Origin of the sequence: Nocardioides sp., from assembly GCF_035503875.1 — a bacterium.
Lineage (GTDB): Bacteria > Actinomycetota > Actinomycetes > Propionibacteriales > Nocardioidaceae > Nocardioides.
Window position 1 is genome coordinate 41,142 of record NZ_DATJTA010000021.1, and the last position, 23,557, is coordinate 64,698.

The 23,557-nt window shown below is 72.8% G+C and carries 22 protein-coding genes; 7 read left to right on the forward strand and 15 right to left on the reverse strand.

The genetic code is table 11. The annotated features are described in order from the left end of the window. Positions 1-67: 67 nt before the first annotated feature. The 5 genes from ilvC to VMF51_RS05335 all read right to left on the reverse strand — a co-directional run bounded on the left by ilvC (position 68) and on the right by VMF51_RS05335 (position 4,983). Entirely contained in the window at positions 68-1,096 is a 1,029-nt protein-coding gene (gene ilvC / locus VMF51_RS05315) for a ketol-acid reductoisomerase (protein ID WP_325473367.1), read from the reverse strand. Between the two features lie 84 nt (positions 1,097-1,180). Continuing rightward, a complete protein-coding gene (ilvN, locus tag VMF51_RS05320; RefSeq protein WP_325473368.1) occupies positions 1,181-1,726 on the reverse strand; it encodes an acetolactate synthase small subunit in 546 nt (181 codons plus the stop codon). Beyond that, positions 1,726-3,477, reverse strand: coding sequence for an acetolactate synthase large subunit (locus tag VMF51_RS05325; RefSeq protein WP_325473369.1), 1,752 nt, complete (start codon positions 3,475-3,477; stop codon positions 1,726-1,728). The genes ilvN and VMF51_RS05325 overlap by 1 nt, the downstream gene beginning before the upstream one ends. A 418-nt stretch (positions 3,478-3,895) precedes the next feature. Next, positions 3,896-4,570 carry a 4a-hydroxytetrahydrobiopterin dehydratase gene (locus VMF51_RS05330; RefSeq protein ID WP_325473370.1) on the reverse strand — a complete coding sequence of 225 codons (675 nt, stop codon included), beginning with the start codon at positions 4,568-4,570 and terminating at the stop codon, positions 3,896-3,898. Then, positions 4,567-4,983 carry a VOC family protein gene (locus VMF51_RS05335; protein WP_325473371.1) on the reverse strand — a complete coding sequence of 139 codons (417 nt, stop codon included), beginning with the start codon at positions 4,981-4,983 and terminating at the stop codon, positions 4,567-4,569. The genes VMF51_RS05330 and VMF51_RS05335 overlap by 4 nt, the downstream gene beginning before the upstream one ends. A gap of 138 nt (positions 4,984-5,121) precedes the next feature. Here VMF51_RS05335 and VMF51_RS05340 point away from each other — a divergent pair, with 138 nt between their 5' ends. The 5 genes from VMF51_RS05340 to VMF51_RS05360 are packed head-to-tail and all read left to right on the forward strand — an operon-like array spanning position 5,122 to position 9,465. Then, entirely contained in the window at positions 5,122-5,829 is a 708-nt protein-coding gene (locus tag VMF51_RS05340; protein ID WP_325473372.1) for a hypothetical protein, read from the forward strand. A 7-nt stretch (positions 5,830-5,836) separates the two neighbouring features. Then, entirely contained in the window at positions 5,837-7,816 is a 1,980-nt protein-coding gene (locus tag VMF51_RS05345; protein ID WP_325473373.1) for a sensor histidine kinase, read from the forward strand. After that, positions 7,813-8,457 carry a response regulator transcription factor gene (locus VMF51_RS05350; RefSeq protein WP_325473374.1) on the forward strand — a complete coding sequence of 215 codons (645 nt, stop codon included), beginning with the start codon at positions 7,813-7,815 and terminating at the stop codon, positions 8,455-8,457. Before VMF51_RS05345 ends, VMF51_RS05350 begins: the two co-directional genes overlap by 4 nt. Then, positions 8,450-9,127: a Pr6Pr family membrane protein gene (locus VMF51_RS05355; protein ID WP_325473375.1), complete on the forward strand. Its 678-nt coding sequence runs from the start codon at positions 8,450-8,452 to the stop codon at positions 9,125-9,127. The genes VMF51_RS05350 and VMF51_RS05355 overlap by 8 nt, the downstream gene beginning before the upstream one ends. Beyond that, the gene (locus VMF51_RS05360; RefSeq protein WP_325473376.1) at positions 9,124-9,465 is read left to right on the forward strand and encodes a UBP-type zinc finger domain-containing protein; all 342 of its coding nucleotides are present in this window, start codon (positions 9,124-9,126) and stop codon (positions 9,463-9,465) included. Before VMF51_RS05355 ends, VMF51_RS05360 begins: the two co-directional genes overlap by 4 nt. A gap of 3 nt (positions 9,466-9,468) precedes the next feature. Here VMF51_RS05360 and VMF51_RS05365 read toward each other — a convergent pair whose 3' ends face one another. The 7 genes from VMF51_RS05365 to VMF51_RS05395 all read right to left on the reverse strand — a co-directional run bounded on the left by VMF51_RS05365 (position 9,469) and on the right by VMF51_RS05395 (position 16,991). Continuing rightward, positions 9,469-10,482, reverse strand: coding sequence for a S66 peptidase family protein (locus tag VMF51_RS05365; RefSeq protein WP_325473377.1), 1,014 nt, complete (start codon positions 10,480-10,482; stop codon positions 9,469-9,471). A 3-nt stretch (positions 10,483-10,485) separates the two neighbouring features. Further along, complete coding sequence (locus VMF51_RS05370; protein WP_325473378.1) at positions 10,486-11,700, reverse strand: kynureninase; 1,215 nt, start codon at positions 11,698-11,700, stop codon at positions 10,486-10,488. 438 nt (positions 11,701-12,138) lie between these two features. Continuing rightward, a complete protein-coding gene (locus VMF51_RS05375; protein WP_325473379.1) occupies positions 12,139-13,170 on the reverse strand; it encodes an FUSC family protein in 1,032 nt (343 codons plus the stop codon). Continuing rightward, positions 13,167-14,201 (reverse strand): hypothetical protein, encoded by a 1,035-nt coding sequence (locus VMF51_RS05380; RefSeq protein WP_325473380.1) that lies wholly within the window; start codon positions 14,199-14,201, stop codon positions 13,167-13,169. The genes VMF51_RS05375 and VMF51_RS05380 overlap by 4 nt, the downstream gene beginning before the upstream one ends. Continuing rightward, the gene (locus VMF51_RS05385) at positions 14,198-14,758 is read right to left on the reverse strand and encodes a pyridoxamine 5'-phosphate oxidase family protein (RefSeq protein ID WP_325473381.1); all 561 of its coding nucleotides are present in this window, start codon (positions 14,756-14,758) and stop codon (positions 14,198-14,200) included. Before VMF51_RS05385 ends, VMF51_RS05380 begins: the two co-directional genes overlap by 4 nt. A gap of 18 nt (positions 14,759-14,776) precedes the next feature. Next, positions 14,777-16,471: a dihydroxy-acid dehydratase gene (gene ilvD, locus VMF51_RS05390; protein ID WP_325473382.1), complete on the reverse strand. Its 1,695-nt coding sequence runs from the start codon at positions 16,469-16,471 to the stop codon at positions 14,777-14,779. Positions 16,472-16,514: 43 nt separating this feature from the next. Continuing rightward, positions 16,515-16,991, reverse strand: coding sequence for an SRPBCC family protein (locus VMF51_RS05395; protein ID WP_325473383.1), 477 nt, complete (start codon positions 16,989-16,991; stop codon positions 16,515-16,517). Between the two features lie 94 nt (positions 16,992-17,085). Between VMF51_RS05395 and VMF51_RS05400 the strand changes: the two genes are divergently transcribed. Both VMF51_RS05400 and VMF51_RS05405 read left to right on the forward strand, forming a co-directional pair. Continuing rightward, entirely contained in the window at positions 17,086-17,826 is a 741-nt protein-coding gene (locus VMF51_RS05400) for a beta-phosphoglucomutase family hydrolase (protein WP_325473384.1), read from the forward strand. Further along, positions 17,823-20,420, forward strand: coding sequence for a glycoside hydrolase family 65 protein (locus VMF51_RS05405; RefSeq protein ID WP_325473385.1), 2,598 nt, complete (start codon positions 17,823-17,825; stop codon positions 20,418-20,420). The genes VMF51_RS05400 and VMF51_RS05405 overlap by 4 nt, the downstream gene beginning before the upstream one ends. Here the strand turns inward: VMF51_RS05405 and VMF51_RS05410 are convergent. From VMF51_RS05410 to VMF51_RS05420, 3 genes are read right to left on the reverse strand one after another with little or no spacing between them, the layout of a single operon-like run. Further along, positions 20,417-21,178 (reverse strand): MerR family transcriptional regulator, encoded by a 762-nt coding sequence (locus VMF51_RS05410; protein WP_325473386.1) that lies wholly within the window; start codon positions 21,176-21,178, stop codon positions 20,417-20,419. The genes VMF51_RS05405 and VMF51_RS05410 overlap by 4 nt on opposite strands. Continuing rightward, on the reverse strand, positions 21,165-22,397 hold the full coding sequence (locus VMF51_RS05415; protein WP_325473387.1) for an MFS transporter: 1,233 nt from the start codon (positions 22,395-22,397) through the stop codon (positions 21,165-21,167). Before VMF51_RS05415 ends, VMF51_RS05410 begins: the two co-directional genes overlap by 14 nt. A 53-nt stretch (positions 22,398-22,450) precedes the next feature. Beyond that, positions 22,451-23,533, reverse strand: a complete 1,083-nt coding sequence (locus VMF51_RS05420) for an exo-alpha-sialidase (protein WP_325473388.1) — start codon at positions 23,531-23,533, stop codon at positions 22,451-22,453. Positions 23,534-23,557 lie beyond the last annotated feature (24 nt).

Here is a 23,557-nt window from a genome sequence, read left to right on the forward strand (position 1 = left end):
ATGCACGAGCCGGCGCGAACCCCGGTGAGCGGGATTCACGCCGGCTCGGCGTGGTGGAGCGGGTGGATCAGCGGGTGGCGGTGCCCTCGGTGTAGTCCGAGTCGTGGCTCTTGACCCACGCCATCAGCTTGCGCAGCTCGCGGCCGGTGGCCTCGATCGGGTGCGCCTCGCCCTTCTTGCGGAACTCGGTGAACTCCGGCGAGCCGTTGTCCATGTCCGAGATGAACCGGTCGGCGAACTTGCCGTTCTTGATGTCGGCGAGCACGTCCTCCATGTTCTTCTTCACGTCGGGCGTGATGACGCGCGGGCCGGAGACGTAGTCACCGAACTCGGCGGTGTCGGAGACCGACCAGCGCTGCTTGGCGATGCCGCCCTCGTACATGAGGTCGACGATCAGCTTCAGCTCGTGCAGGCACTCGAAGTACGCGACCTCGGGCTGGTAGCCCGCCTCGGTGAGGACCTCGAAGCCGTACATGACCAGCTGCGAGGCGCCACCGCACAGGACGGCCTGCTCGCCGAACAGGTCGGTCTCGGTCTCCTCGGTGAAGGTGGTCTTGATGCCGCCGGCGCGCAGGCCGCCGATGCCCTTGGCGTACGACAGCGCGAGCTGCCAGGCCGAGCCCGAGGCGTCCTTCTCGACGGCGACGAGCACCGGGACGCCGCGGCCGTCGACGTACTCGCGACGGACCAGGTGGCCGGGGCCCTTCGGGGCGACCATGAAGACGTCGACGCCCTCGGGCGGGGTGATGTAGCCGAAGCGGATGTTGAACCCGTGGCCGAAGACCAGGGTGTCGCCCTCGGTGAGGTTCGGGGCGATCTCCTCGGCGTACAGCTTCCGCTGGTGCTGGTCGGGAGCGAGGATGACGATGACGTCGGCCTCCTCCGCGGCCTCGGCCGGGGTCAGCACGCGCAGGCCCTCGGCCTCCGCCTTGGCACGGCTCTTCGAGCCCGGCTGCAGGCCGATGCGGACGTCGACGCCCGAGTCGCGCAGCGACAGCGCGTGGGCGTGGCCCTGGCTGCCGTAGCCGATGACCGCCACGTTCTTGCCCTGGATCAGGGACAGGTCGGCGTCGTCGTCGTAGAACATCTCAGCCACGGTGGGCTTCTCCTTCGTTGGTGGTGGTGCTGTTGGGGTCTGGGTCACCAGGTTGCGAGGCTCGGCGCCGGGGCGCCTCGCACCTCAACCTGCGGTGGCGGCGGGTGGAGCGGGGATGGCGACCGGGCGCAGGGAGCGCTCGGAGACCGACCGGGAGCCGCGCCCGATCGCCACCATCCCGGACTGCACGAGCTCGCGGATCCCGAAGGGCTCCAGCACGCGCAGGAAGTCGGCCAGCTTGTCGGCGTTGCCGGTGATCTGGATGGTGATGGCGTCGGTCGCGACGTCCACCACCTTCGCACGGAACAGCTGGACGGTGTCGAGCACCTGGCCCCGGGTCTCGGCGGTGGCCGCGACCTTGACCATCAGCAGCTCGCGGTGGACCGACGCGCTCGGGTCGAGCTCGACGATCTTGATCACCTCGACCAGCTTGTTGAGCTGCTTGGTGACCTGCTCGAGCGGCGAGCCCTCGACGTTGACCACGATGGTCATCCGGGAGATCTCGGGGTGCTCGGTCGGGCCGACCGCGAGCGAGTCGATGTTGAACCCGCGACGGCTGAAGAGCCCCGCGATCCGGGCGAGGACGCCCGGCTTGTCCTCGACCAGGACGGAGAGAGTGTGTCGGGTCATCAGAGATCGTCCTCGTCGAAGTCGGGCGCGAGGTCTCGCGCGTACTTGATCTCGTCGTTGCTGGTGCCGGCGGCGACCATCGGCCAGACCATGGCGTCACGGTGCACCCGGAAGTCGACGACGACCGGGACGTCGTTGATCTCCATGGCCTTCTCGATCGTGGCGTCCACGTCGGCCGGGCTGTCGCAGGACAGGCCGACGCAACCGTAGGCGTCGGCGAGCTTGACGAAGTCGGGGATCCGGACCGGGCCGCCGTGGCGCTGCAGGTTGGTGTTGGAGTAGCGCTCGTTGTAGAAGAGCGTCTGCCACTGCCGGACCATGCCGAGCGAGTCGTTGTTGATGACCGCGACCTTGATCGGGATGTTCTCGATCGCGCAGGTCGCGAGCTCCTGGTTGGTCATCTGGAAGCAGCCGTCGCCGTCGATCGACCAGACCGTGGAGTCGGGCATGCCGACCTTCGCGCCCATGGCCGCCGGGACGGAGTAGCCCATGGTGCCGAGTCCGCCGGAGTTGAGCCAGGTGTTGGGCTTCTCGTAGCCGATGAACTGCGCGGCCCACATCTGGTGCTGGCCGACGCCCGAGGTGAAGATCGTGTCGGGGCCGGAGATCGCGCCGAGCCGCTCGATGACGTACTGCGGCGCCAGCGAGCCGTCGGCCGGCCGGTCGTAGCCGAGGGCGTACTTCTTCTTCACCCCGGCGAGGAACTCGACCCAGGCCTCGAAGTCGCCGGTGTTGCCGGCGTCCGCCTCGGCCTGCAACGCGACGATCAGGTCGCTGATCACCTCGCGGCAGTCACCCACGATCGGGACGTCGGTGTGCCGGTTCTTGCCGATCTCCGCCGGGTCGATGTCGGCGTGGATGACCTTGGCGCCGGGCGCGAAGGAGTCGAGGTTGCCGGTCACCCGGTCGTCGAAGCGCGCGCCCAGGCTGATGATCAGGTCGCTCTTCTGCAGACCGGCGACCGCGGCGACGGTGCCGTGCATGCCGGGCATGCCGAGGTGCTGCGGGTGGCTGTCGGGGAACGCGCCCCGCGCCATCAGGGTGGTCACCACCGGCATGCCGGTGAGCTCGGCGAGGACCCGCAGCTCGCGGTGGGCGCGGGCGCGGATGGTGCCGCCGCCGACGTACAGCACGGGGCGTCGCGACTCCAGGATCAGCCGGGCCGCCTCGCGGATCTGCTTGGCGTGCGGCCGCGTCACCGGGCGGTACCCCGGCAGCTGCAGCTCGGTCGGCCAGTTGAAGGTCGTCATCGCCTGCAGCGCCGACTTCGCGACGTCGACGAGCACCGGGCCGGGCCGCCCGGTCGAGGCGATGTGGAAGGCCTCCGCCACCTTCTGCGGGATCTCCGCGGGGTCGGTGACCAGGAAGTTGTGCTTGGTGATCGGCATCGTGATGCCGCGGATGTCGGCCTCCTGGAAGGCGTCCGTGCCGATCAGGGAGGCCCCGACCTGGCCGGTGACGGCGACCAGCGGCACCGAGTCCATGTGGGCGTCGGCCAGCGGGGTGACGAGGTTCGTCGCGCCCGGTCCGGACGTGGCCATGCAGACGCCGACCTTGCCGGTCGCCGCGGCGTACCCCTGCGCGGCGTGACCGGCGCCCTGCTCGTGGCGTACGAGGATGTGGCGGATCGTCGAGTCCATGAGGGGGTCGTACGCCGGGAGGATCGCGCCTCCCGGAATGCCGAAGATGCTCTCGGCCCCCGCCGCTTCCAGCGACTTGATCAGGCTCTGTGCGCCCGTGATCTCGCTCATTCCTTGCATTCCTTACCCGTGGTCTGAGATGCGGTGCTGTGGCAACAAAAAACCCCTCGGTTGCTGGGCAACGAGGGGTGACGCGCTGGCTGAACTGGTCAGCGGGCGCGTCGCGTGCGTACAAGAAGGTCCTGGCGCATGCGACCACGGTAGCCGGTGCGGTCTCGTCGCGTCACCCAGTGTTGCAGTCGTCTTAGGATACGGGACGGCCGTCCTGGGTTTCGAGACGGTCGCTGCGAGCTGGCCGTTGTGAGGCGGGTGGGGTCGTGCCGCTGGTTCATCACGGTATGCAGATGGACCCGCGCCTCCCACGGCGTACCCACCGTGGGAGGCGTCGACTCGTCTGCATACCGTGATGAACCTGCACTTGCCCGGTCGGAGCCCGCGATGCCGTACTCCCGGTCACCGAGCCCGCTGCTCAGACCTCGCGGCCGAGCCAGGTGGTGATGCAGGCCTGGTTGCCCTGCGCGTCGGCAAGCACCCAGAACGACGGCGCGCGGCCGTCGCTCACCAGGGTGCCGCCGGCGTCGACCGCGGCCCGGATCCGCTGCTCGGCGACCTCGGGCGGGACCCGCACGTCGAGGTGGAAGCGCTGCTCGACCCCCTCGGGCGAGCGTCGCTCCGACTCCTGGAACCACAGTGTCGGCCGGCTGCCGTCGGGGTCGACCAGCTCGCGGTCGTCCCCTTCGGAGGTCTCGTAGCCGAGGACCGCTGCCCAGAACGGCATGATCTCGGCCCGGTCGTGGGTGTCGAGCGCCAGCTCCGTGACCGAGACCCCAGCGGGGTCCGCCGCCGCGCCCAGCCGGCCCGCCGCGTCGGAGATCTCGCGCGCGAGCCGGACGTCGCGCTGGGTGATCCCGCCGACGTCGTGGCTGGACAGCCGCACCGTCACCAGCGGGTAGGTGAGGTCGACATCGGGATGGTGGTTCGCGGCCTCGGCCGCCTCTCCGATCGCGTTGACGAGGGCCAGGCCGGTGGCGAAGTCGCCGGTGCGGAACCGGGTGTGCAGCGCGGAGAACATCACCCGCCAGTCGGCGAGCAGCTCGGCCTCGACGGCGTGGCCGTCCAGGCGATCACGGTCGGTGTCGGTCATGGCAGCACCTTCTGTCCGATGGGTCCGGGGTTCCAGGCGATCTCCCAGCGGTACCCGTCCGGGTCGCCGAAGTAGCCGGTGTAGCCGCCCCACTCGCGCTCCTGCCCGGAGTGCACGGGATCGGCGCCGGCGGCTCGCGCGGTGGCCAGGACGGCGTCGACCGCCTCGCGGGTGGCGACGTTGTGGGCGATGGTGAACGGCGCGAGGCCCGGGCCCCGCGCGATCGGACCGACCTCGGCCTCGAAGGCGGACTCGTCCCACAGCGAGAGGACGAGCAGCTCTCCCGCCTGGATCATCAGCACCTCCCCCGGTACGTCGAGGTCGGCGACCCAGCCGAGGCCGTCGCAGTAGAACGACCGGCTGGCGTCGAGGTCGCGCACGGCCAGGGTCAGGAAGCTGATCCGCTGGTCCATGCGCCCGACCCTGCCACGGCGGGACCCGGGCCGCCAGCGTCCCGCGCGAGACCCGCCCGAGGACTGGGGACACGCAGCCCTGCCGGTCGGGACACCGGGCGCCGCAGGCTTCCGGCGTACTCGACCCGAGGAGCCACCATGACCAGCGCACCCCCACTCACCACCGCCCCCTCCCACGCCGCCCCCGACCGGACCCCCGGCGGTCGCGGCTGGGCCGTCGTCGGCGCCATCGCCGGACTCGCGGGAGTGGTCGGCATCCAGGCGTCGCTCTCGATCGACGCCGTCTACAACAAGAAGTCCGCCGGCGACGCCGAGCTCATCACCGAGCGGCTGGAGGACTTCGTCCCGAACCTGCTGACCCTGCACTTCGCGATGATGACCGCGAGCCTCCTGCTGCTCGTGTTCGCCGCCGGCCTGCGCCGGCGGCTCCAGGGCCAGGCGCCCGCCGGGAGCCTGCTGCCCGACGTGGCGGCCGGCGGCCTCCTGCTGACCGCGGTCGCCACCCTGATGGGCGTCGCCTTCAGCACCGAGATCATCTTCGGCATCACCGCCGAGGACCCGCCGATGGACGTCGAGTTCGCCGCCGTGGCCGCCCACTGGATCGGCACGGTGCCGTGGCTGTGGGTCGGCGCCGGCGTCACCGGTCTCGCCGTCGCCGTCGCGGCCATCCGGCACGCGGCCGCGCCGCGCTGGATCGGCTGGGCCGCGGCCGTGCTCGGCGGCCTGACCACGATCGCGGGGATGTCGCCGCTGCAGTACATGGCCGGCTTCACCGGCCCCGTCCTCGTGCTGCTGCTCGGCGCCGGCTTCGCCCTCGGTGACCGGTCCACCGGTCGCACCCCCTGACCCGCCCGTGACGTCGGGTGCGGTCGCCGCTGCCACGTCCCCCCGGCAGGCGGCCGTCGAGCACGTCGTCACGGACGGAGGCCGGCCCCGGACGGCCGCGGTGGGCGCCGCGGCCGCCTGGGGCCTGGCCGTGATCTCGCTGCCGATCCTGCTGCTGGCCGGGCCGGCCGTCGACGCGAACCTGCTCTTCCTCGTCGTCGACGTCTCCGTGGCCTGCCTCTACGGCACGGTCGGCGGCGTCGTGCTGAGCCGGCGCGACCACCCGGTGGCGTGGCTGCTCCTCCTGGCCGCCGTCGGCGGCGGGCTGGCCGCCTTCGGCTTCGCGTACGACGCGTGGTCGGCCACGCCGGCCGGGCCGCCACCGGTCGCGGCGATCTCGACGCTGAGCTCGACAGGCTGGGTGCCGGGCACGCTCGCGCTGTTCCTGGTGGTGCCGTGGCTGGTCCGCGACCACCCGCTCGGACGGGCCAGGTGGGGAGTCGCAGCTGGCGCGGTCCTCTGCGTGGGCTTCGTGGCCGCGTCGACGACCTCGGGAGACCTCTACATCCCGTTCCTGGTGGCGATCTCGGCCCAGGGCCTCGTCACGGCCGCCGCGGTCGAGCGCCGGCGGCGGCACGGGCCGATCGAGGAGCGCAACGGCCTGGGCTGGCTGGCGCTCGGCACGGCCTTCCTGGCCGCGTCGTTCCTGCTCCTGCTGCCCTGGGTCCCGGCCCCGATGTGGGCCGTGCCGGCGTTGCACCTCGCCTCGCAGGCCGTCTTCCCGGCCGCCGTCCTGGTGGTGGTGCTGCGCAACCGGCTCTGGGGCCTCGACCTGGTGGTCAGCCGCGCCGTCCTGGCGGGCCTGCTCACCACCGTGCTCCTGGCGCTCTACCTGGTCGCGACGGCTCTCGTGACCGCGCTGCTGCCCGGCGAGGAGCCGGCGCGGCTGGTCGGGGCGGGCGTCGTCGCGGTGGCCGTCCAGCCGCTCCGGCTGCGGCTGGCCCGCAGGGTCGACCTGCTGGTGCACGGCGAGGCGGCCGACCCGGTCCGGGTGGTCCGGCGGATCGGCTCGCAGCTCGTCGACACCGGCTCGGTCGAGGACCTGCTGAGCGGGCTGGCCGAGGACGTCGGCCGCTCGATGCGGCTCTCCTCGGTGACCGTGCACACCGACGAGACCGACCCGGTCCGGTGGGGCCAGCCCGCGGGTCTGCCCACCGTCGTACCGCTGCGGCACCGCGGCGAGCACGTGGGCGACCTGGAGGTCACCGCGACGGCCGGCGAGCAGCTGTCCGCCCGCGACCTGCGCACCCTCGACGACCTGGCCTCGGTCGTGGCGGCGGCGGTCGCCGTCGCCGGCTCCGCGGCGGACGTCGAGCGGATGCGCGAGCGGCTCTCCCAGGTCCGGTTGGAGGAGCGGCGGGTGATCCGCCGCGAGATCCACGACGGCCTCGGTCCCTCGCTCGCCGGCATCCGGCTCGGACTCCAGGGGGCGCGCAACCTGCTGGCCGACCACCCCGAGGCGGGCCGGGAGCTGCTGGCCCACCTGCAGGGCGAGGTCGACGTCGCCGTCGAGGGCGTCCGCACCCTCTCCCACCACCTGCTACCCCCGGTCCTCGAGGAGCTCGGACTGGAGCCGGCGCTGCGCGAGCTCGTGCACCGGTACGACGACTCCCGGCTGAGCGTCTCGCTGGACGCGTGCCCGGTCGGCGGGCTGGCCCCCTGGACGGCGGCGACGGCGTACGCCATCGCGAGCGAGGCGCTGACCAACGCCGTCCGGCACTCGAGCGCGACGACCTGCCGGCTCACCCTCCGGGTCACCGACGACCACCTGGTCCTCGAGGTGGCCGACAACGGCCGCGGCGTCGCACCGGACGCGGTGCCCGGCGTCGGCACCCGCTCGATGCGGGAGCGGGCCACCGAGCAGGGCGGCTCGGTGGAGGTCGTGGCGCGCCCGGAGGGCGGAACAGCAGTCACGGCCGTGCTTCCACTGGTAGGAACGGACCCGTGAGCGAGATCCGCGTGGCCGTCGTCGACGACCACCCCGTCTTCCGGCTCGGCATGGCCGGGCTCCTCGACTCGTTGCCCGGCATCAACGTCGTCGCCCAGGCCGAGTCCGCCGCCGAGGCGATGGAGCGGGTCGACGACCGGGTCGACGTCGTCCTCATGGACCTGCACCTCGGCGACGACTCCGGGATCGAGACCACCCGCGACCTGGTCCGCCGCCGCCCCGAGCTGGCGGTGCTGGTCGTGACCATGGACGAGGACGACGAGTCGGTCGTGGCGGCGATCCGGGCCGGTGCGCGGGGCTACCTGCTCAAGAGCTCCTCGCCCGAGCAGGTGGAGCGGGGCATCCGCGCGGTCGCCGAGGGCGAGGCGATCCTCGGTCCGCAGGTGGCCGCCCGGGCGATGGCCAGCCTGATGGCGGGACGCACCGCCGTCCGCCTGCCGTTCCCGGAGCTCTCGGACCGCGAGCGCGAGGTGCTCGACCTGCTCGCGCGCGGCTACGACAACGCGACCATCGCTCGCCGCATGGTGCTGAGCCCCAAGACCGTGCGCAACCACGTCTCGAACGTGCTCACCAAGCTCGGCATCCCCGACCGCGCCACCGCGATGATCCGCGCGCGCGAGGAGGGCCTCGGCGGTGACTGAGGCGGCGGCGACCGCCACGGCGGCCCGCCGCTGGCACCTGCTCACCGCGGTCGTCGTCGTGGCCGCACTGCTGCTGCAGCTGGTGCTGGTCATCGACGGCGGACGGGTGCTCGACGACCAGCGCCCGCCGGACCTGGGCGTGCGGCTCGGACGCCTGGTCTCCTACTTCACGATCCAGAGCAACCTGCTCGTCGCGATCGCGGCGATCACCCTCGCCCGCGACCCGTCGTACGACGGCCGCTGGTGGCGGGCGGTGCGGCTGGCCGGTCTGGTGGGCATCACGGTCACGGGGCTGGTGCACTTCGTGCTGCTACGGCCGCTGATCGACCTGTCCGGCTGGGACTGGGCGGCGGACAAGCTGCTGCACATGGTGGTGCCCGTGCTGGCCGTCGTCGGGTGGCTGCTCTTCGGCCCGCGGCCCCGCGTCGGCCTGACCGAGGTACGCCGGGCGATCGCGTGGCCGGTCGCCTGGCTGGTCTGGACGCTGGCCGTCGGCACCCTGACCGGGTGGTACCCCTACCCGTTCCTCGACGTCGACGCCGAGGGCTGGGCGAGGGTGCTGGCGGCCGCCGGGATGGTGACCCTGCTCTTCCTGGCGCTGTTCGCGGCGGCGTACCAGCTGGATCGGCGCTCCCGCCCGGCGCCGTCCGGGGCTAGCGTGTCGTCATGACCGTCGGCATCGACCCCACCGCCCCACCGAGCGGCACCGGCTGCACCGAGTGCGACCAGGGCGGCGGCTGGTGGGTCCACCTGCGCCGCTGCGCTCAGTGCGGGCACGTCGGCTGCTGCGACTCCTCCCCCGCGCAGCACGCCACCGCCCACTTCCACGCCACCGGCCACCCGGTGGTGCAGAGCTTCGAGCCGGGCGAGGACTGGTTCTGGGACTACGGCCGCGAGGTCGGCGTCGTCGGTCCGGCGCTCGCCGAGCCCACGTCGCACCCGGAGGACCAGCCGACGCCCGGGCCGGCCGGGCGGGTGCCGGAGAACTGGCGCGACCTGGTGCGCTGAGCGCTACGCGAGGGTCTGGGTCAGCTCGCGCTGCTCGCCGTCCAGGACGAGCCTGCCCAGCGCGCCGTTGACCAGGGGCAGGAACGGCTGGACGTGGCCGCACTCGACGTCCAGCACGACCGGGATGCCGAGTCCGCCGAGGGCGTCGGCGACGGCCTCGCGCTGGGTCATCAGGTCGGCGTCGGGGGCGCGGGTACGGCCGATGACCACGGCGCTCGCGTGCTCGAACCACCCGGCGAGCCGCAGTCCGTGCAACGACCGGCAGATGTCGTACGCGCCCTGCTCGCAGGCCTCGAGGTAGACCAGCAGACCCTCGTCGGCGTGCGCGCGGCCGTACGCCGCGACGTCGCCGTACGGCGTCCCGGCGAGGTGGCAGACCGTCTCGATGCAGCCGCCGATCAGCCGGCCGGTCACGTCGACGGGCGCCCCGTCGAGCGAGCTCCAGCCGCCCTCACGGTCCAGGCTCATCGTGCGGACGCCGGGGTCGCCGACGTAGTCGTCCCAGCCCTCGCCGCGATAGCGGCCGGGGCTGCGCTGGGTGAACGGCTCGGTGGCGGAGGCGACGTCGAGCCAGTGCAGCAGCCCCTCCGGCGGGTCGTACGGCGCGTCCATCAGGTTGCTGCCGTGCAGCGTCGCCCACCCCGTGCGCAGGCTCAGCGGGAGCAGCACGGTCGACAGATCGCTGAAGCCCACCAGCCAGGTGGGCTCGGCCTCCTCGAGCGCGAACCAGTCCACCTGGTCGAGCAGGTCGATCGCGGTCTCGCCGCCCCAGGGCGGGACCACCGCGCGGATCGCCGGGTCGGTGAGCATCCGGGTCAGCTCGGCGGCGCGCTGCTCCTTCGGCGCGGAGACGACCCGCTCGGCGCCGAGGCACTCGCCGAGCTCGACCCGGTAGCCGCGGTCGCGCAGGTGCGCCACCGCCGCGTCGAGCCGGCCCTTCATCCGGTCGTCCACGCCGCTGGAGGGCGCCGTGACGCCGATCGTGTCACCGGGACGGAGCGGTCGGGGGAAGCGCATGCCTCAGGGTGTCAGGGCGTCGAGGACATCGCGAACCGTTTCCAGCCCGCGCCGTACCTCGGCGAAGGAGGTGGACAGGGGCGACAGCCCGATCCGCAGGCCGTCCGGGTCGCGGTAGTCGGGGATGACGTCACGCGCCCAGAGGGCGGCCGTCGCCTCGCGCATCAGCGGGTGCTCGAGCGAGATGTGGCCACCGCGCCGGGCGCTGTCGCGGGGGCTCGCGAGGGTGACCCCGTGGTCGCCCAGCAGCTCCTCGGCGACCTCGGCGGCGTACTCGGTGAGGGCGACCGACTTGGCCCGCACCGCGTCGATGCCGGCCTCGCTGACGAGCGCGAGCATGTCCTGCAGGGCCAGCATCCCGACGATCGGCGGCGTGCCCGAGAGCATCCGGCGGATGCCCGGCGCCGGGGCGTACGACGGTCCCATCAGGAACGGGTCGCGGTGTCCCATCCAGCCCGGGATCGGCTGGGCCAGCTGATCGTGGAGCCGCTCGCGCGCGTAGACGAACGCGGGAGAGCCGGGGCCGCCGTTGAGGTACTTGTACGTGCAGCCCACCGCCAGGTCGACGTCCCAGTCGTCGAGGTGGACGGGGACCGACCCGGCCGAGTGGCACAGGTCCCACAGCACCAGCGCGCCGGCGTCGTGGGCGATGCGGGTGAGGTCGGCCGCGTCGGCGAGGTACGCCGACCGGTAGGCCACGTGGCTGAGCACGACCAGTGCGGTCCGCTCGCCCACCGCCTCGCGCAGCAGGTCGGCCGTCACACCGGACGAGGTGTCGACGTCGATCCAGCGGATCGTGAGCCCGCACTCGTCGGCGACGGCCTGGGCGACGTACCGGTCCGTGGGGAAGTTGTCCCGGTCGACGACGATCTCGGTGCGACCCGGCCGCGCCGCCACCGCCGTACGCATGGCCTTGTAGAGCAGCACCGTCGTGGAGTCGCCGACGATCGTCTGGCCGGGCGCGGCCCCGAGGCAGGTACGTCCTAGGTCGTCGCCGATGCGGAGCGGCAGCTCCAGCCACCCCTCGTCCCAGCCCCGGATCAGCCGCCCGCCCCACTCCTCCTCGACGAAGGACCGCAGCCTCTCCCCCGTCACCTTCAGGGGCCGCCCCAGGCTGTTGCCGTCGAAGTAGACCAGCGGGGTCTCGGCCCCCACGAAGCGGTCGCGGTACGCCGCCAGCGGGTCGCCGCGGTCCAGCTCGGTCGGGTCGGTCCTCACCCGGCGAGACTAGCCACGGCGGGCGACCTGACGCTGGTCGAGGTGCGAGCGAGGCGAGCACCCTCGCTGGTTGAGGTGCGAGCGAAGCGAGCCTCGAAACCCGCCGAGCCGAGAAGCAAGACCGTGGACAGCCGGTCCTGAGACAAGACGGGTTTCGAGGCTCAGGACTTCGTCCTTCGCACCTCAACCAGCGTCGACGCCCCTCGCTGGTTGAGGTGCGAGGCGCCCCAGCGCCGAGCCTCGAAACCCGTCTTGTCGACCGACCACCCCCATCGACACCGACCCTCGACTCACCAGGTTTCGAGGCTCAGGACTCCGTCCTTCGCACCTCAACCAGCGTCGACGCCCCTCGCTGGTTGAGGGCGAGGCGCCCCAGCGCCGAGCCTCGAAACCCGCCGACCCGAGAAGCAAGACCATGGACAGCTCGTCCTTCGCACCTCATGCAGCGTCGGGGAGGCGCTCTCGGCGGAGGGCGAGGAGCTGCGCGACGGCGAGCCCGACGGCGACGCCGATGACGGTCTCCACGCCTCGGTCCACGAGCAGGTCGCGGGCGGGGACGGGCGAGGCGAGGTGCACCATCAGCAGCGCGAGCGGGGTGATGGCCACCAGCGCCAGGGCGTAGTTGCGGCCGACCAGCAGCTCGGCCACCACCTGCAGCGCGACCACGGTGAGCACGAGCACCAGGCCCTCGGGCTCGAGGGCGAGCACGACGCCGGCGACCACCAGGCCGAGACCGGTGCCGACGATGCGCTGGACGCCCCGGGTCACCTGGGCGCTGCGGGAGCGGGCGGCGAGCGGCACCACGGCGGAGACCATCGCCCAGTACGGGTGCCCGATCCCGACCGCGGTCGCCAGCGAGCCGGCGGCGAGGACGGCCAGGCCGCTGGGGAGGGCGAGGGTGCGTAGCCGGTTCTCGGCCGCCACCTCCCCCGGCGCCGGCGGCGGCTCGACGGCGGGCGCCCGTCCCCGCAGGCGCCGTACCCAGGACCCGGCGTTGCCCACCACGACCGAGAAGGCCGCCGTGGCGCCCGCGACGAGAAGGGCCGTGACCGCGTCGGACGGCGAGCTCGGCACCGAGGCGCAGGCGGTGAACGCGAACACCGGGAACAGCGCGCCGGGCGGGTGCCACTGCCACGTGTCGGAGGCGACCGAGGCGCCGGCGGCCACCACCGCGGCCAGGGGTACGGCGAGCCACGCGCGGCCGTCGTACGACCCGACGAGGACGCCGAGGGTGATCAGGCTGGTCAGGAGCAGCCCGAGCGCGGACTGCATCCGCAGCCGGGACCCGCCGACCCGGGTGCGCCCGTAGAGGGAGGTGAACGCGCCGAACGCGACGTACGCCGACCAGGCCAGGTGGTCGGTGGCCAGCAGCACCAGCAGCGGGACCAGCACCGACACCCCGGCGCGGGCGGCGACCCGGTGCGCGCCGTCGTGCGGCCCGAACCCGACGAGGGAGGCGGCCAGCCTCACTGGAAGCTGACGAACCGGACGCGCGGGCGGATCGCGTGCACGTCGGCGGGGCCCATCCGGTTGACGTCCTCGTCGTAGAACAGCTTGAAGCCCATCGTGAACTGGCGCGGCTTCGCGACGGCGGCGTACGTCGCACGCTTCTCCCGCCGGTTCCCGAAGCCGTCGACGTGCTGGACCGACGCGAGCCCGGGGCGGTTCTTGATCCGCTCGATGTCGGGCAGCATGGAGGTGCGGAACTGGTGCAGCACGAACAGCTTCTCCGGCAGCCGCTCGCGGCGGACCAGGTCGGCCAGCCAGGCGGAGGTCCGGTTCACCTCGCGGGCGTGGACCCGTCCGACGACCCGGCCGGGGACCTGCCCGCTCGGCATCCGCCACTCGGGGTCGAGCGCGAGGCCGACGTACGGGTCGCGCAGCGCCCACTCCCAGCGCTTCGCCACGGTCAGGAAGTCGGAGCGACCGGGCTGGATGTCGAGGAGCAGCAGGACGCCGTGCTTGCGGGCCGCGGCGATGTAGCGGCGCACGTCGGCGCGCTTGATGTCGTGGCTGTAGTCGCCGTCGCGACCGGGGTGCGCGTCGGCGACGGTGACGATCAGCTCGAAGACGGGCTGGACCGGGCGGCCCGGCCGCCGGAAGGCCCGGGCGGTACGACGTACCGCCGCCGCGGCCGCCTCGGGCGGCCGCTCCCCCAGGACCCCGAGCGCGCCGGTGCCCGCCGTGCCGTAGTGCGCCACCAGGAACCGGTGTCCCTCGAAGACGCGGGTCCGTCCGCCCGGCAGGGTGGCCGCGGGGCGGTCGACTTCTGCCGACTCGGCGGGGGCCGGAGGCTCCTCGGCGGGAGGCTCCTCTGCCGGAGGTTGCTCGGCCGGGGGCTCCTCGGCCGGGAGCTCCTCGGCCGCGGCCTGCGGGAGCCCGGGCGCGGCGGGTGCCTTCTGGTAGCCCGCGTCCCAGGCGACGGCCAGGAGTCCCAGCAGCACGAGCAGCAGCAGGACCAGGATCGGCCCGGTCGGCTCCGGGCGCTGGGGAGGCGTCACGGCACCGGGTCGTCGTCGAACGCGGGCAGGCCGTCGATGCTGGTGCGGTTCTTCTGCACCCGGTACGCCACCACGCCGTCGGGGCCGCGGCGCTCCATGTTCGGGGTGAGCAGGTCGCGCTCCTCGTCGAGCGAGAGCAGCGGCAGCGCGTAACCGCACGAGTCGCTGACCCGCTCGACGTCGACCACGATCACCGCGCGGGCCGCGGCGTTCTCGGGGAACCGGGCGGCCCAGGCGGCGAAGTCGGCGTCGTACACCGTGACCACGCGGCCGCGCCCGTGCAGGCGGACCACGTTGGGGGTCCGCTCGAAGGAGCAGAACATCACCGTGATCCGGCCGTTCTGCCGCAGGTGCGCGATCGTCTCGGCCCCGCTGGCGGTCAGGTCGAGGTAGGCGACGGTGTGCTCGTCGACGACCGCGAAGGTGTCGGCGAGCCCCTTCGGCGAGACGTTGACGTGCCCGTCGTCACCGGAGGGCGCCGTCGCGACGAAGAAGACCGGTTGGCTCTCGACGAACGCCCGCAGGCGCCCGTCGATCGCGTCGTACGTCTTCCCCATGCCGTTGCGCTCGGCCGCTCAGCTGGTGACGGCGCCGTGCGCCGCCGACTGCACGACCTTGGCGTACTTGCCGAGCACGCCGCGGGTGTACTTCGGCGGCCGCGGCGACCAGCCCTCCTGGCGGGCGGCCAGGTCCTCGTCGGAGATCTCGACCTCCAGCGTCCGGTTGAGCACGTCGAGGACGATCGGGTCGCCGTCCTGGACGAAGGCGATCGGACCGCCGTCGGAGGCCTCGGGGGCGATGTGGCCGACGCACAGGCCGGTGGTGCCGCCGGAGAAGCGGCCGTCGGTGACGAGCAGGACGTCCTTGCCGAGGCCGGCGCCCTTGATCGCGCCGGTGATGGCGAGCATCTCGCGCATGCCGGGTCCGCCCTTGGGACCCTCGTAGCGGATGACGACGACGTCGCGGGGCTGGATCTTGCCCTCCTCGAGGGCGTCCATGGCGGCGCGCTCGCCGTCGAAGACGCGGGCGGTACCGCGGAAGACGGTGTCGTCGAAGCCCGCGGACTTCACGACCGCGCCCTCGGGAGCCAGCGTGCCCTTCAGGATCGTCACGCCGCCCGTGGCGTGGATCGGCCGGTCGAGGCGGCGGATGACGTCGTCGTCGAGGGCCGGCGGCGCGAGCGCCTCGAGGTTCTCGGCCATGGTCTTGCCGGTGACGGTCAGGCAGTCGCCGTGCATCAGGCCCGCGTCGAGCAGCGCCTTCATGACGACCGGGATGCCGCCGATCTTGTCGACGTCGTTCATGACGTACTTGCCGAACGGCTTGAGGTCACCGAGGTGCGGGACCTTCTCGCCGACCCGGTTGAAGTCGTCGATGGTCAGGTCGACGTCGGCCTCACGGGCCATCGCCAGGAGGTGCAGGACGGCGTTCGTCGAGCCGCCGAGCGCCATCACGACGGTGATGGCGTTCTCGAACGCCTCCTTGGTCATGATCTGGCGGGCGGTGATGCCGTGCTTGAGGAGGTTGACGACGGCCTCGCCGGAGCGGTGCGCGAACCCGTCGCGGCGGCGGTCGACGGCCGGCGGCGCGGCCGAGCCGGGCAGGCTCATGCCGATCGCCTCGGCGACCGAGGCCATGGTGTTGGCGGTGTACATGCCGCCGCAGGCGCCCTCACCGGGACAGATCGCCTTCTCGATGCGAGTGACCTCCTCGCGGCTGATCTTGCCGGCCAGGCAGGCGCCGACGGCCTCGAAGGCGTCGATGATCGTGACGTCGTTGCCGTCGACCTGGCCGGGCATCGTGGAGCCGGCGTAGAGGAAGACGCTGGACAGGTCGAGGCGCGCGGCGGCCATCAGCATGCCGGGCAGGGACTTGTCGCAGCCGGCGAGCAGCACCGAGCCGTCGAGGCGCTCGGCCATCATCACGGTCTCGACGGAGTCGGCGATCACCTCGCGGGAGACCAGTGAGAAGTGCATGCCCTCGTGGCCCATCGAGATGCCGTCGGAGACGGAGATGGTGCCGAACTCCAGCGGGTAGCCGCCGGCCGCGTGCACGCCGTTCTTCACGGCCTTCGCGAGCCGGTCGAGCGAGAGGTTGCAGGGGGTGATCTCGTTCCAGCTGGACGCGACGCCGATCTGGGGCTTCTCCCAGTCGTCGTCGCCCATGCCGACGGCGCGGAGCATCCCGCGGGCGGCGGCCCGCTCGAGACCGTCGGTGACGTCGCGGGAACGGGGCTTGAGGTCGGGGGTGGTCGGGTCCTGCTCGCTCATGCCCACGAGCCTAATCCCGGCTCCGGCGCGGCGTACGGCGGTCTCAGGTCCGGGGTCCTCGAGCGGCGTGCTCGGCGGTCTTCTTCAGGCGGGCGAGCCCACGCTCGAAGTCCCGGCCGACCAGGCGGTCCATGGGGATGATCGGGCGCAGGAAGGACATCAGCCCCTTGGTCGCGCCGCGCATCCGCCAGGTGACCACCGTGGAGTCGGCGACCCGGACCAGCTCGAACCACACCTCGTTCGTCGTGGAGAACGGCTTGAGGAAGTGCAGCACCAGCTCGATCTGCTCCGGCGTGGAGGAGGTGATCTGCATCGAGCCCGCGCCGGCCTTGCGGTTGCCGGACCAGGCGTAGCAGGCGCCCACACCGGAGGGCGCGCCCGTGTGGATCCGCTCCATGTCCGGGTCGATGTCCTCCCACGGCGACCACAGCGGCCAGTGGTGGAAGTCGTTGATGAACGCGTGCACCACGACGGCATCGACCCCGATGCTCGTCGTCCGCACGACCTCGAACGCTCCCATGCCCGCAGTGTGACCCCGGAGTGGCCGGTCTCTCAAAGCGGCGTGGGCGTGTGGTCTGGACGCGTCGTGGGGTCCACCGCCTAGCGTTGTCCTCGTGAATCCGGTCAAGCAGCTGGCCTGGGGCGACGTCGAGGCCGCCCTGTTCGATCTCGACGGGGTGGTCACCCCGACCGCCGAGGTGCACATGCGCGCCTGGGCCGAGATGTTCAACGCGTTCCTGGCGTCGTACGCCGGCCCGGGCGACCGCGCGCCGTACACCGACTCCGACTACTTCGCGCACGTCGACGGCAAGCCCCGGTACGACGGCGTGCGCGACTTCCTCGGCTCGAGGGGCATCGACCTGCCCGAGGGCACCAGCGAGGACCCGGCGAGCGCGGAGACGGTCCGCGGCCTGGGCAACCGCAAGAACGACGCGTTCAACGAGGTGCTGGCCCGCGACGGCGTGGTCGCCTACCCCGGCTCCGTCGCCCTTCTGGACCACCTGCGCGGCCTCGGGATGCCGCTGGCCGTGGTGTCCTCGTCCGCCAACGCGCCGGCGGTGCTGGAGGCCGCCGGGCTGCTCGACCGGTTCCGGACCGTGGTGAGCGGGCGGGTCGCCGAGGAGCTGGGCCTGCGCGGCAAGCCGGCCCCCGACACCTTCCAGCACGCCGCCGAGGTGCTCGGCGTCCCGTCCGCTCGGGCCGTCGTCCTCGAGGACGCGGTCTCGGGCGTGCGAGCCGGGGCCGCGGGCGGGTTCGCCGCCGTCGTCGGCGTCGACCGCGGTGCGGGCGAGCAGGTGCTGCGCGACGCCGGCGCGACCGTGGTGGTCCGCGACCTCGTGGAGCTGGTCCCGTGAACCCGCGCAAGGTGGGTCCCGACCCCATCGACCGGGGCCGGTTCCCGATCGACCCGTGGCGGCTGGTGGAGACCAGCTACCACCCCGACGACCTCGGCATCACCGAGACCCTGTTCACCGTCGCCAACGGCTACCTCGGGATGCGCGGCAACCCCGAGGAGGGGCGGCCGTCGTACGCCCACGGCACCTTCGTCAACGGCTTCCACGAGACCTGGCCGATCCGGCACGCCGAGGCGGCGTTCGGCTTCGCGCGCACCGGCCAGACGATCGTCAACGTGCCCGACGCGAAGGTCATGAAGATCTACATCGACGACGAGCCGCTGACCTTCGGCACCGCCGACCTGGAGTGCTACGAGCGCTCGCTGGACTTCCGCGACGGGGTGCTGCGCCGCAACCTCGTCTGGCGTACGCCGTCCGGGAAGCGGGTGCGGATCCACTCCACCCGGATGGTCTCGATGACCCAGCGGCACCTGTCGTTCCTGACGCTGGAGATCACCATGCTCACCGGCGACGCCCCGGTGGTGATCTCCTCGCAGATCATCAACCGGCAGGACGGTCGTGACGAGTACCAGACGCCGGTCACCCCGGCCTCCGCCGCCGTCACCGTCGACCCGCGCAAGGCCGCGGCGTTCGAGGGACGGGTGCTGATGCCCGGTCTCCACTACGCCCGCGACGACCGGATGCTGCTGGGCTACCGGTGCGCCACCTCCGGCATGACGCTCGCGGTCGCCGCCGACCACGAGCTGATCACGACCGACGAGCACGAGGTCGTGGTGAGTGGCGACGAGGACCTGGCCAAGACGGTGTTCCGGGTCAACGCGACCGAGGGCCGCACCATCACGCTGTGCAAGACCGTCGCGTACCACTCCTCGCGCGGCGTCCCCCTGCGCGAGCTGTCGGACCGGTGCGACCGCACCCTGGACCGCGCCAAGCGGCAGGGCTACCGGCACTACCTGGAGGACCAGCACGGCTGGTTCGGTCGCTTCTGGGCGTCCGCGGACGTCGAGATCGGCCCGCAGGACGACAGTGCGAGCCACGACCTGCGCGCCGTGCAGCAGGCCGCGCGCTTCAACCTCTTCACGCTCGCCCAGGCGAGCGGCCGCACCGACGGGCTCGGCGTCCCCGCGAAGGGGGTGACCGGCTCGGGATACGAAGGTCACTACTTCTGGGACACCGAGGTCTACGTCATCCCGTTCCTCACCTACACGCTGCCCGAGGTGGCGCGCAACACCCTGCACTTCCGCTCGATGATGCTGCCCGCCGCCCGCACCCGTGCCCGCGAGATGGCGCAGAGCGGCGCGATGTATCCCTGGCGCACCATCAACGGCGAGGAGGCGTCGGCGTACTACGCGGCCGGCTCGGCGCAGGTGCACATCGACGCCGACATCGCCTACGCGCTGGTGAAGTACGTCCGCGCGACCGGCGACCGCGGCTTCCTGGTCCGTGAGGGCATCGACATGCTGGTCGAGACCGCACGGATGTGGGCCGACCTCGGCTTCTGGCGCAGCAACGGCGAGCCGAGCTTCCACATCCACGGCGTGACCGGGCCGGACGAGTACACCACCGTCGTGAACAACAACCTGTTCACCAACGTGATGGCCCGGTTCAACCTCGAGCAGGCGGTCGAGGCGGTCGAGTACGTCCGTGAGGCCGACCCGGAGGAGTTCGACCGGATCCGGGCCCGGCTGGACCTCAGCGGCGACGAGGTCGAGGAGTGGCGGGAGTGCGCCGCGGGCATGTCGATCCCCTTCGACGACGGTCTCGGCATCCACCCGCAGGACGACTTCTTCCTCGACCGTGAGGTGTGGGACCTCTCCCAGACCCCGGCCGAGCTGCGGCCGCTGCTGCTGTACTTCCACCCCCTGGTGATCTACCGGTTCCAGGTGCTCAAGCAGGCCGACGTGGTGCTCGCCCTGTTCCTCCAGGGCGACCGGTTCACCCAGGAGGAGAAGCGCGCCGACTTCGAGTACTACGACCCGATCACCACCGGCGACTCCACGCTGTCCGCGTGCGTCCAGTCGATCATCGCGGCCGAGGTCGGCCACCACGACACGGCGCTGCGCTACTTCCACGAGGCCCTGTACGTCGACCTGGCCGACCTGCACGGCAACACGGTCGACGGGATGCACGTCGCCTCGTGCGGCGGCGTGTGGAGCGCGCTGGTCTCGGGCTTCGGCGGGATGCGCGACCACGGGGGCGACCTCTCCTTCGACCCGCGGCTGCCCGTCGGCTGGCCCTCGCTGCGCTACCGGCTCGCCTGGCAGGGGTCGCGGCTGGTGGTCGCGATCACCGAGGACCGGCTGACGATCACGATGGACGCGCCGGCGTGCCCGGACGCCACCGTGGCGCTCAGCGTCCGCGGCACGTCGTACGTCGTCGGCGCGGACGCGCCCCTGGTCGTCGCGCTCGCCGACCAGGGTCCGCGGCTCTCCGGGGTCATCGACGACCACCCGATCACCGGCGGCATCCGCGCGGACGGCAGCACCATCACCGCCGGGGTGCCCGACCCGATCGTGCACGAGCCCGAGACCGGCGAGCTGCCGGCGTTCCTGGAGCAGACGCCGGCGATGGGGCCGCACATCCCCCAGGGCTAGGGACTCTCGCCGACAGCGGACGCGACCGCCGCCTCGATCCGCTCCAGGGCGGCGCGCTGCACCGGGTTGAGCAGGTCGCCGGTGTGGGCGTCGAGCAGCCCGGCCATCGGGCCTAGGTCGACGTCCGGCTCGTCGCCGACGCCCTCGACCAGCGGGACGAGGAACGCGGCCGTCTCCTCGACGAGCCGGTCGACCTCCGCCGGGTCGGTCTCGGCGGTGAGCCGGTCGAAGCGCGCGCCGAGCTCGACGTACGCGGCCAGCCGCTCGGGATCCTCGACCTGCGCGTAGAGCCGGACCAGCAGGGACGTCGCCCCGGCACCGCCGAGCTCGGCGAGGAGCAGGATCTGGTCGCGGTCGAGCGCGGCGAGCCGGCCGGCGTGGCCGGCGTCCACGAGGGCGTTCCAGTGCCGGGCCAGCTCGGGGGGCAGGTCGGGCGTCGCGCCGTCGCGGCGCAGCTCGGCGATCACCGCCCGCTGCTCCTGCAGCCGCGCGACCTGCGCTGCCAGTTCCGCGTCGAGCTGCTCGAGCACGGCGTCGTGCCCCTCGCCGGTGTCCGCGAGCACGCCCGGGATGGCCTCGAGCGCGAGTCCCAGCCCGGTGAGCCGCTTGATCCGCAGCACCCGGACGAGGTCGTGGACGTCGTACACGCGGTAGCCGTTGGCGGAGCGTTCGGGCTCCTCGAGGATGCCGATCTGGTGGTAGTGCCGCAGGGTCCGCACCGAGACGCCGGCCAGCCCGGCGAGCTCACTGCTGCGCATGCGCGTCCTCGAGGTCGGTGGCGTCCGCGGCGACCGGCAGGTCCAGCCACCGCCCGGGTACGGCGGCCGCGGCCGCGACCAGCCACACCGCCGCGATCAGCATGGCAGCCTCGCGGACGCCGGCGTACTCGACCAGCACGGCGGCGACGACGATCGCGAGCGGGCCGGCGGCCGTGACGAGGGCGTTCTGGGTGCCGGTGATCCGGCCGCGCAGCGCGTCGGGGACCCGCTCGACCGTCAGCACCCCGAGCAGGCTGCCGAACAGCCCGCTGAAGACGCCCACCACGAACGCGCCGCCGAGGACGACCCACGGCGAGGCGAGCGTCGCCATCACCCCGAACCCGACGCAGGAGCCGAGCAGTCCCACGACGAGCCAGACCCGGCGCGGGATCCGGCGGGCGGCGGCGACGTACGCACCGCTGCCGAGCAGCAGGCCCGCCGCGAGGGCGGTGAGGACGAGCCCGAGCCGGCCGGGCTGGTCCTCGGCGACGAAGTAGACCGGCAGGACCAGCCCCTGGAAGGCGCCGAGCACGAACACGGAGACCAGCGTCAGCGCGGTGAGCACCACCAGGAAGCGGCTGCGCGCCAGCGCGTGCCAGCCCTCCCGCACCTGCGCCCACGACGAGGTCGTGTCGTCGCCGCGCTCGACCCGGCCGACCACCCGCGGGAGCAGCAGGGTCACCGCAGCCGCGAGCGCCGAGGTGGCGGCGGTGATCCACAGGACCGTCGAGCCGTCGAAGACCGCCATCAGCACGCCCGCCGCCGCGGGTCCGACGAGGAGCGCGACCGCGCCCAGCGCCTCGCGCAGGCCGACGAGACGCTCCACGCCGACGCCGCCGTACCGCGCGACCGCGGGCAGCAGCGCCTCGCGCGCGGTCATGCCCGGGACGTCGCCGAAGGAGCCGAGGGCACCGAACAGGACGAACCAGCCCACGCCCAGCCCCGTGACCAGGTCGACGACCGGCAGCGCCGCGATCGACGCCGCCGACACCAGGTCCGTCACGACCGAGGCGGTACGCCGGTTGACGCGGTCGATCACCACGCCCATGAACAGCCCCGCGAGCACGGCCGGTACGGCGGTCGCCGCAGCCACCGCCCCGGCCGACAGCGGGCTGCCGGTGGTCTGCAGGACGATCAGCGGCAGGGCGATCGCCGCGACGGAGTTGCCGAGCAGGGAGACCAGGTACGACGCCAGGTAGGCGGCGGGGATCAGGCGCATGCCGCCAGGAGAAACCCTGACGTCGCGTCGGGGTCAAGCCGAGGTCGCGTCGGTCAGACCCGCGCCGCGCGCACCACCATCACGTCCGGCAGGTTGGCGACCAGCGGCTGCCAGGTCTCGCCGCCGTCGGTCGATCCCCAGACGGCGCCGTTGCGCGCGCCGACGTACAGGCCGGCGGCGTCGTGGTCGTCGGCGCACATCGCGTCGCGCATCACCCCGACGAAGAACTGCTCGGGCAGGCCCTTCCCGAAGCCCTCCCACGACTCCCCCGCGTCGCGCGAGCGCCACACCATCGCGCGCCCGTCGGTCGGGTAGCGCCCGAAGCCGGCGTTGAGGGGGAAGACGTAGACCGTGTCGGGCTCGTGCGGGTGGACGACGACCGGGAAGCCGAAGTCGGCCGGCAGCCCGTCGGCGATGGAGGTCCAGCTCGCGGCGTGGTCGTCGGAGCGGTAGACGCCGCCGTGGTTCTGCAGGAACAGCCGCTCCGGGCGCGACGGGTGCCGGGCGACCTTGTGGACGCACTGCCCGAAGGCGGGGTACTGCTCGCCCTCGGGCAGGAACTCGGCCCGGATGCCCTGGTTGCGGGCCGTCCAGGAGCCGCCGCCGTCGGAGGTCTGGTAGACGCCGCCGGTGGAGATCGCGGCGGTCACCGACGCCGGGTCGGTCGGGTGCGGGAGGATCGTGTGGAAGGCCTGGCCGCCGTACCCGGCGCCCCACTCGGGCCGCTCGGGGTGGTCCCAGAGCGCGCGCTCCAGCTCGAAGCGCTCCCCGCCGTCGGTGGAGCGCCACACGGCGCCGGGCTCGGTGCCGGCGTACACGACGCCGTCCTCGGCGCCGGGCACCAGCTGCCAGATCCGCTCGACGGAGGCGTCGGTGCCCTCCGGGAAGCGGATGCCTCCGTTGGGAGTCTCCTGCCAGGTCTCGCCGAGGTCGTCGGACCACCGGACCTGCGGACCCAGCCAGCTCGACGACGCACCGGACAGCAGCCGCAAGGTCGACGTCCGGGTGTCGACGAGGCAGGAGTAGACCTCCTCCATGTCGTGGTGCGGGCCGGTGAACGACCAGTCGGCACGCTCGTCGTCCGACCTGCCGATCCACAGCCCCTTGCGCGTGCCCACCATCAGCACCGTGCCCATCCCTGCCTCCTTCGTCGCAGACCT

Bases quoted from the DNA above. Each gene is read 5' to 3' on its own strand.
- VMF51_RS05365 (WP_325473377.1), bottom strand. From the start codon at position 10,482: ATGCGCTTCCCCCGACCGCTCCGTCCCGGTGACACGATCGGCGTCACG.
- VMF51_RS05340 (WP_325473372.1), top strand. From the start codon at position 5,122: ATGACCAGCGCACCCCCACTCACCACCGCCCCCTCCCACGCCGCCCCC.
- VMF51_RS05330 (WP_325473370.1), bottom strand. From the start codon at position 4,570: ATGACCGACACCGACCGTGATCGCCTGGACGGCCACGCCGTCGAGGCC.
- VMF51_RS05360 (WP_325473376.1), top strand. From the start codon at position 9,124: ATGACCGTCGGCATCGACCCCACCGCCCCACCGAGCGGCACCGGCTGC.
- VMF51_RS05335 (WP_325473371.1), bottom strand. From the start codon at position 4,983: ATGGACCAGCGGATCAGCTTCCTGACCCTGGCCGTGCGCGACCTCGAC.
- ilvN (WP_325473368.1), bottom strand. From the start codon at position 1,726: ATGACCCGACACACTCTCTCCGTCCTGGTCGAGGACAAGCCGGGCGTC.
- VMF51_RS05415 (WP_325473387.1), bottom strand. From the start codon at position 22,397: ATGCGCCTGATCCCCGCCGCCTACCTGGCGTCGTACCTGGTCTCCCTG.
- VMF51_RS05395 (WP_325473383.1), bottom strand. From the start codon at position 16,991: ATGGGAGCGTTCGAGGTCGTGCGGACGACGAGCATCGGGGTCGATGCC.
- VMF51_RS05420 (WP_325473388.1), bottom strand. From the start codon at position 23,533: ATGGGCACGGTGCTGATGGTGGGCACGCGCAAGGGGCTGTGGATCGGC.
- VMF51_RS05410 (WP_325473386.1), bottom strand. From the start codon at position 21,178: ATGCGCAGCAGTGAGCTCGCCGGGCTGGCCGGCGTCTCGGTGCGGACC.
- ilvD (WP_325473382.1), bottom strand. From the start codon at position 16,471: ATGAGCGAGCAGGACCCGACCACCCCCGACCTCAAGCCCCGTTCCCGC.
- VMF51_RS05325 (WP_325473369.1), bottom strand. From the start codon at position 3,477: ATGAGCGAGATCACGGGCGCACAGAGCCTGATCAAGTCGCTGGAAGCG.
- VMF51_RS05385 (WP_325473381.1), bottom strand. From the start codon at position 14,758: ATGGGGAAGACGTACGACGCGATCGACGGGCGCCTGCGGGCGTTCGTC.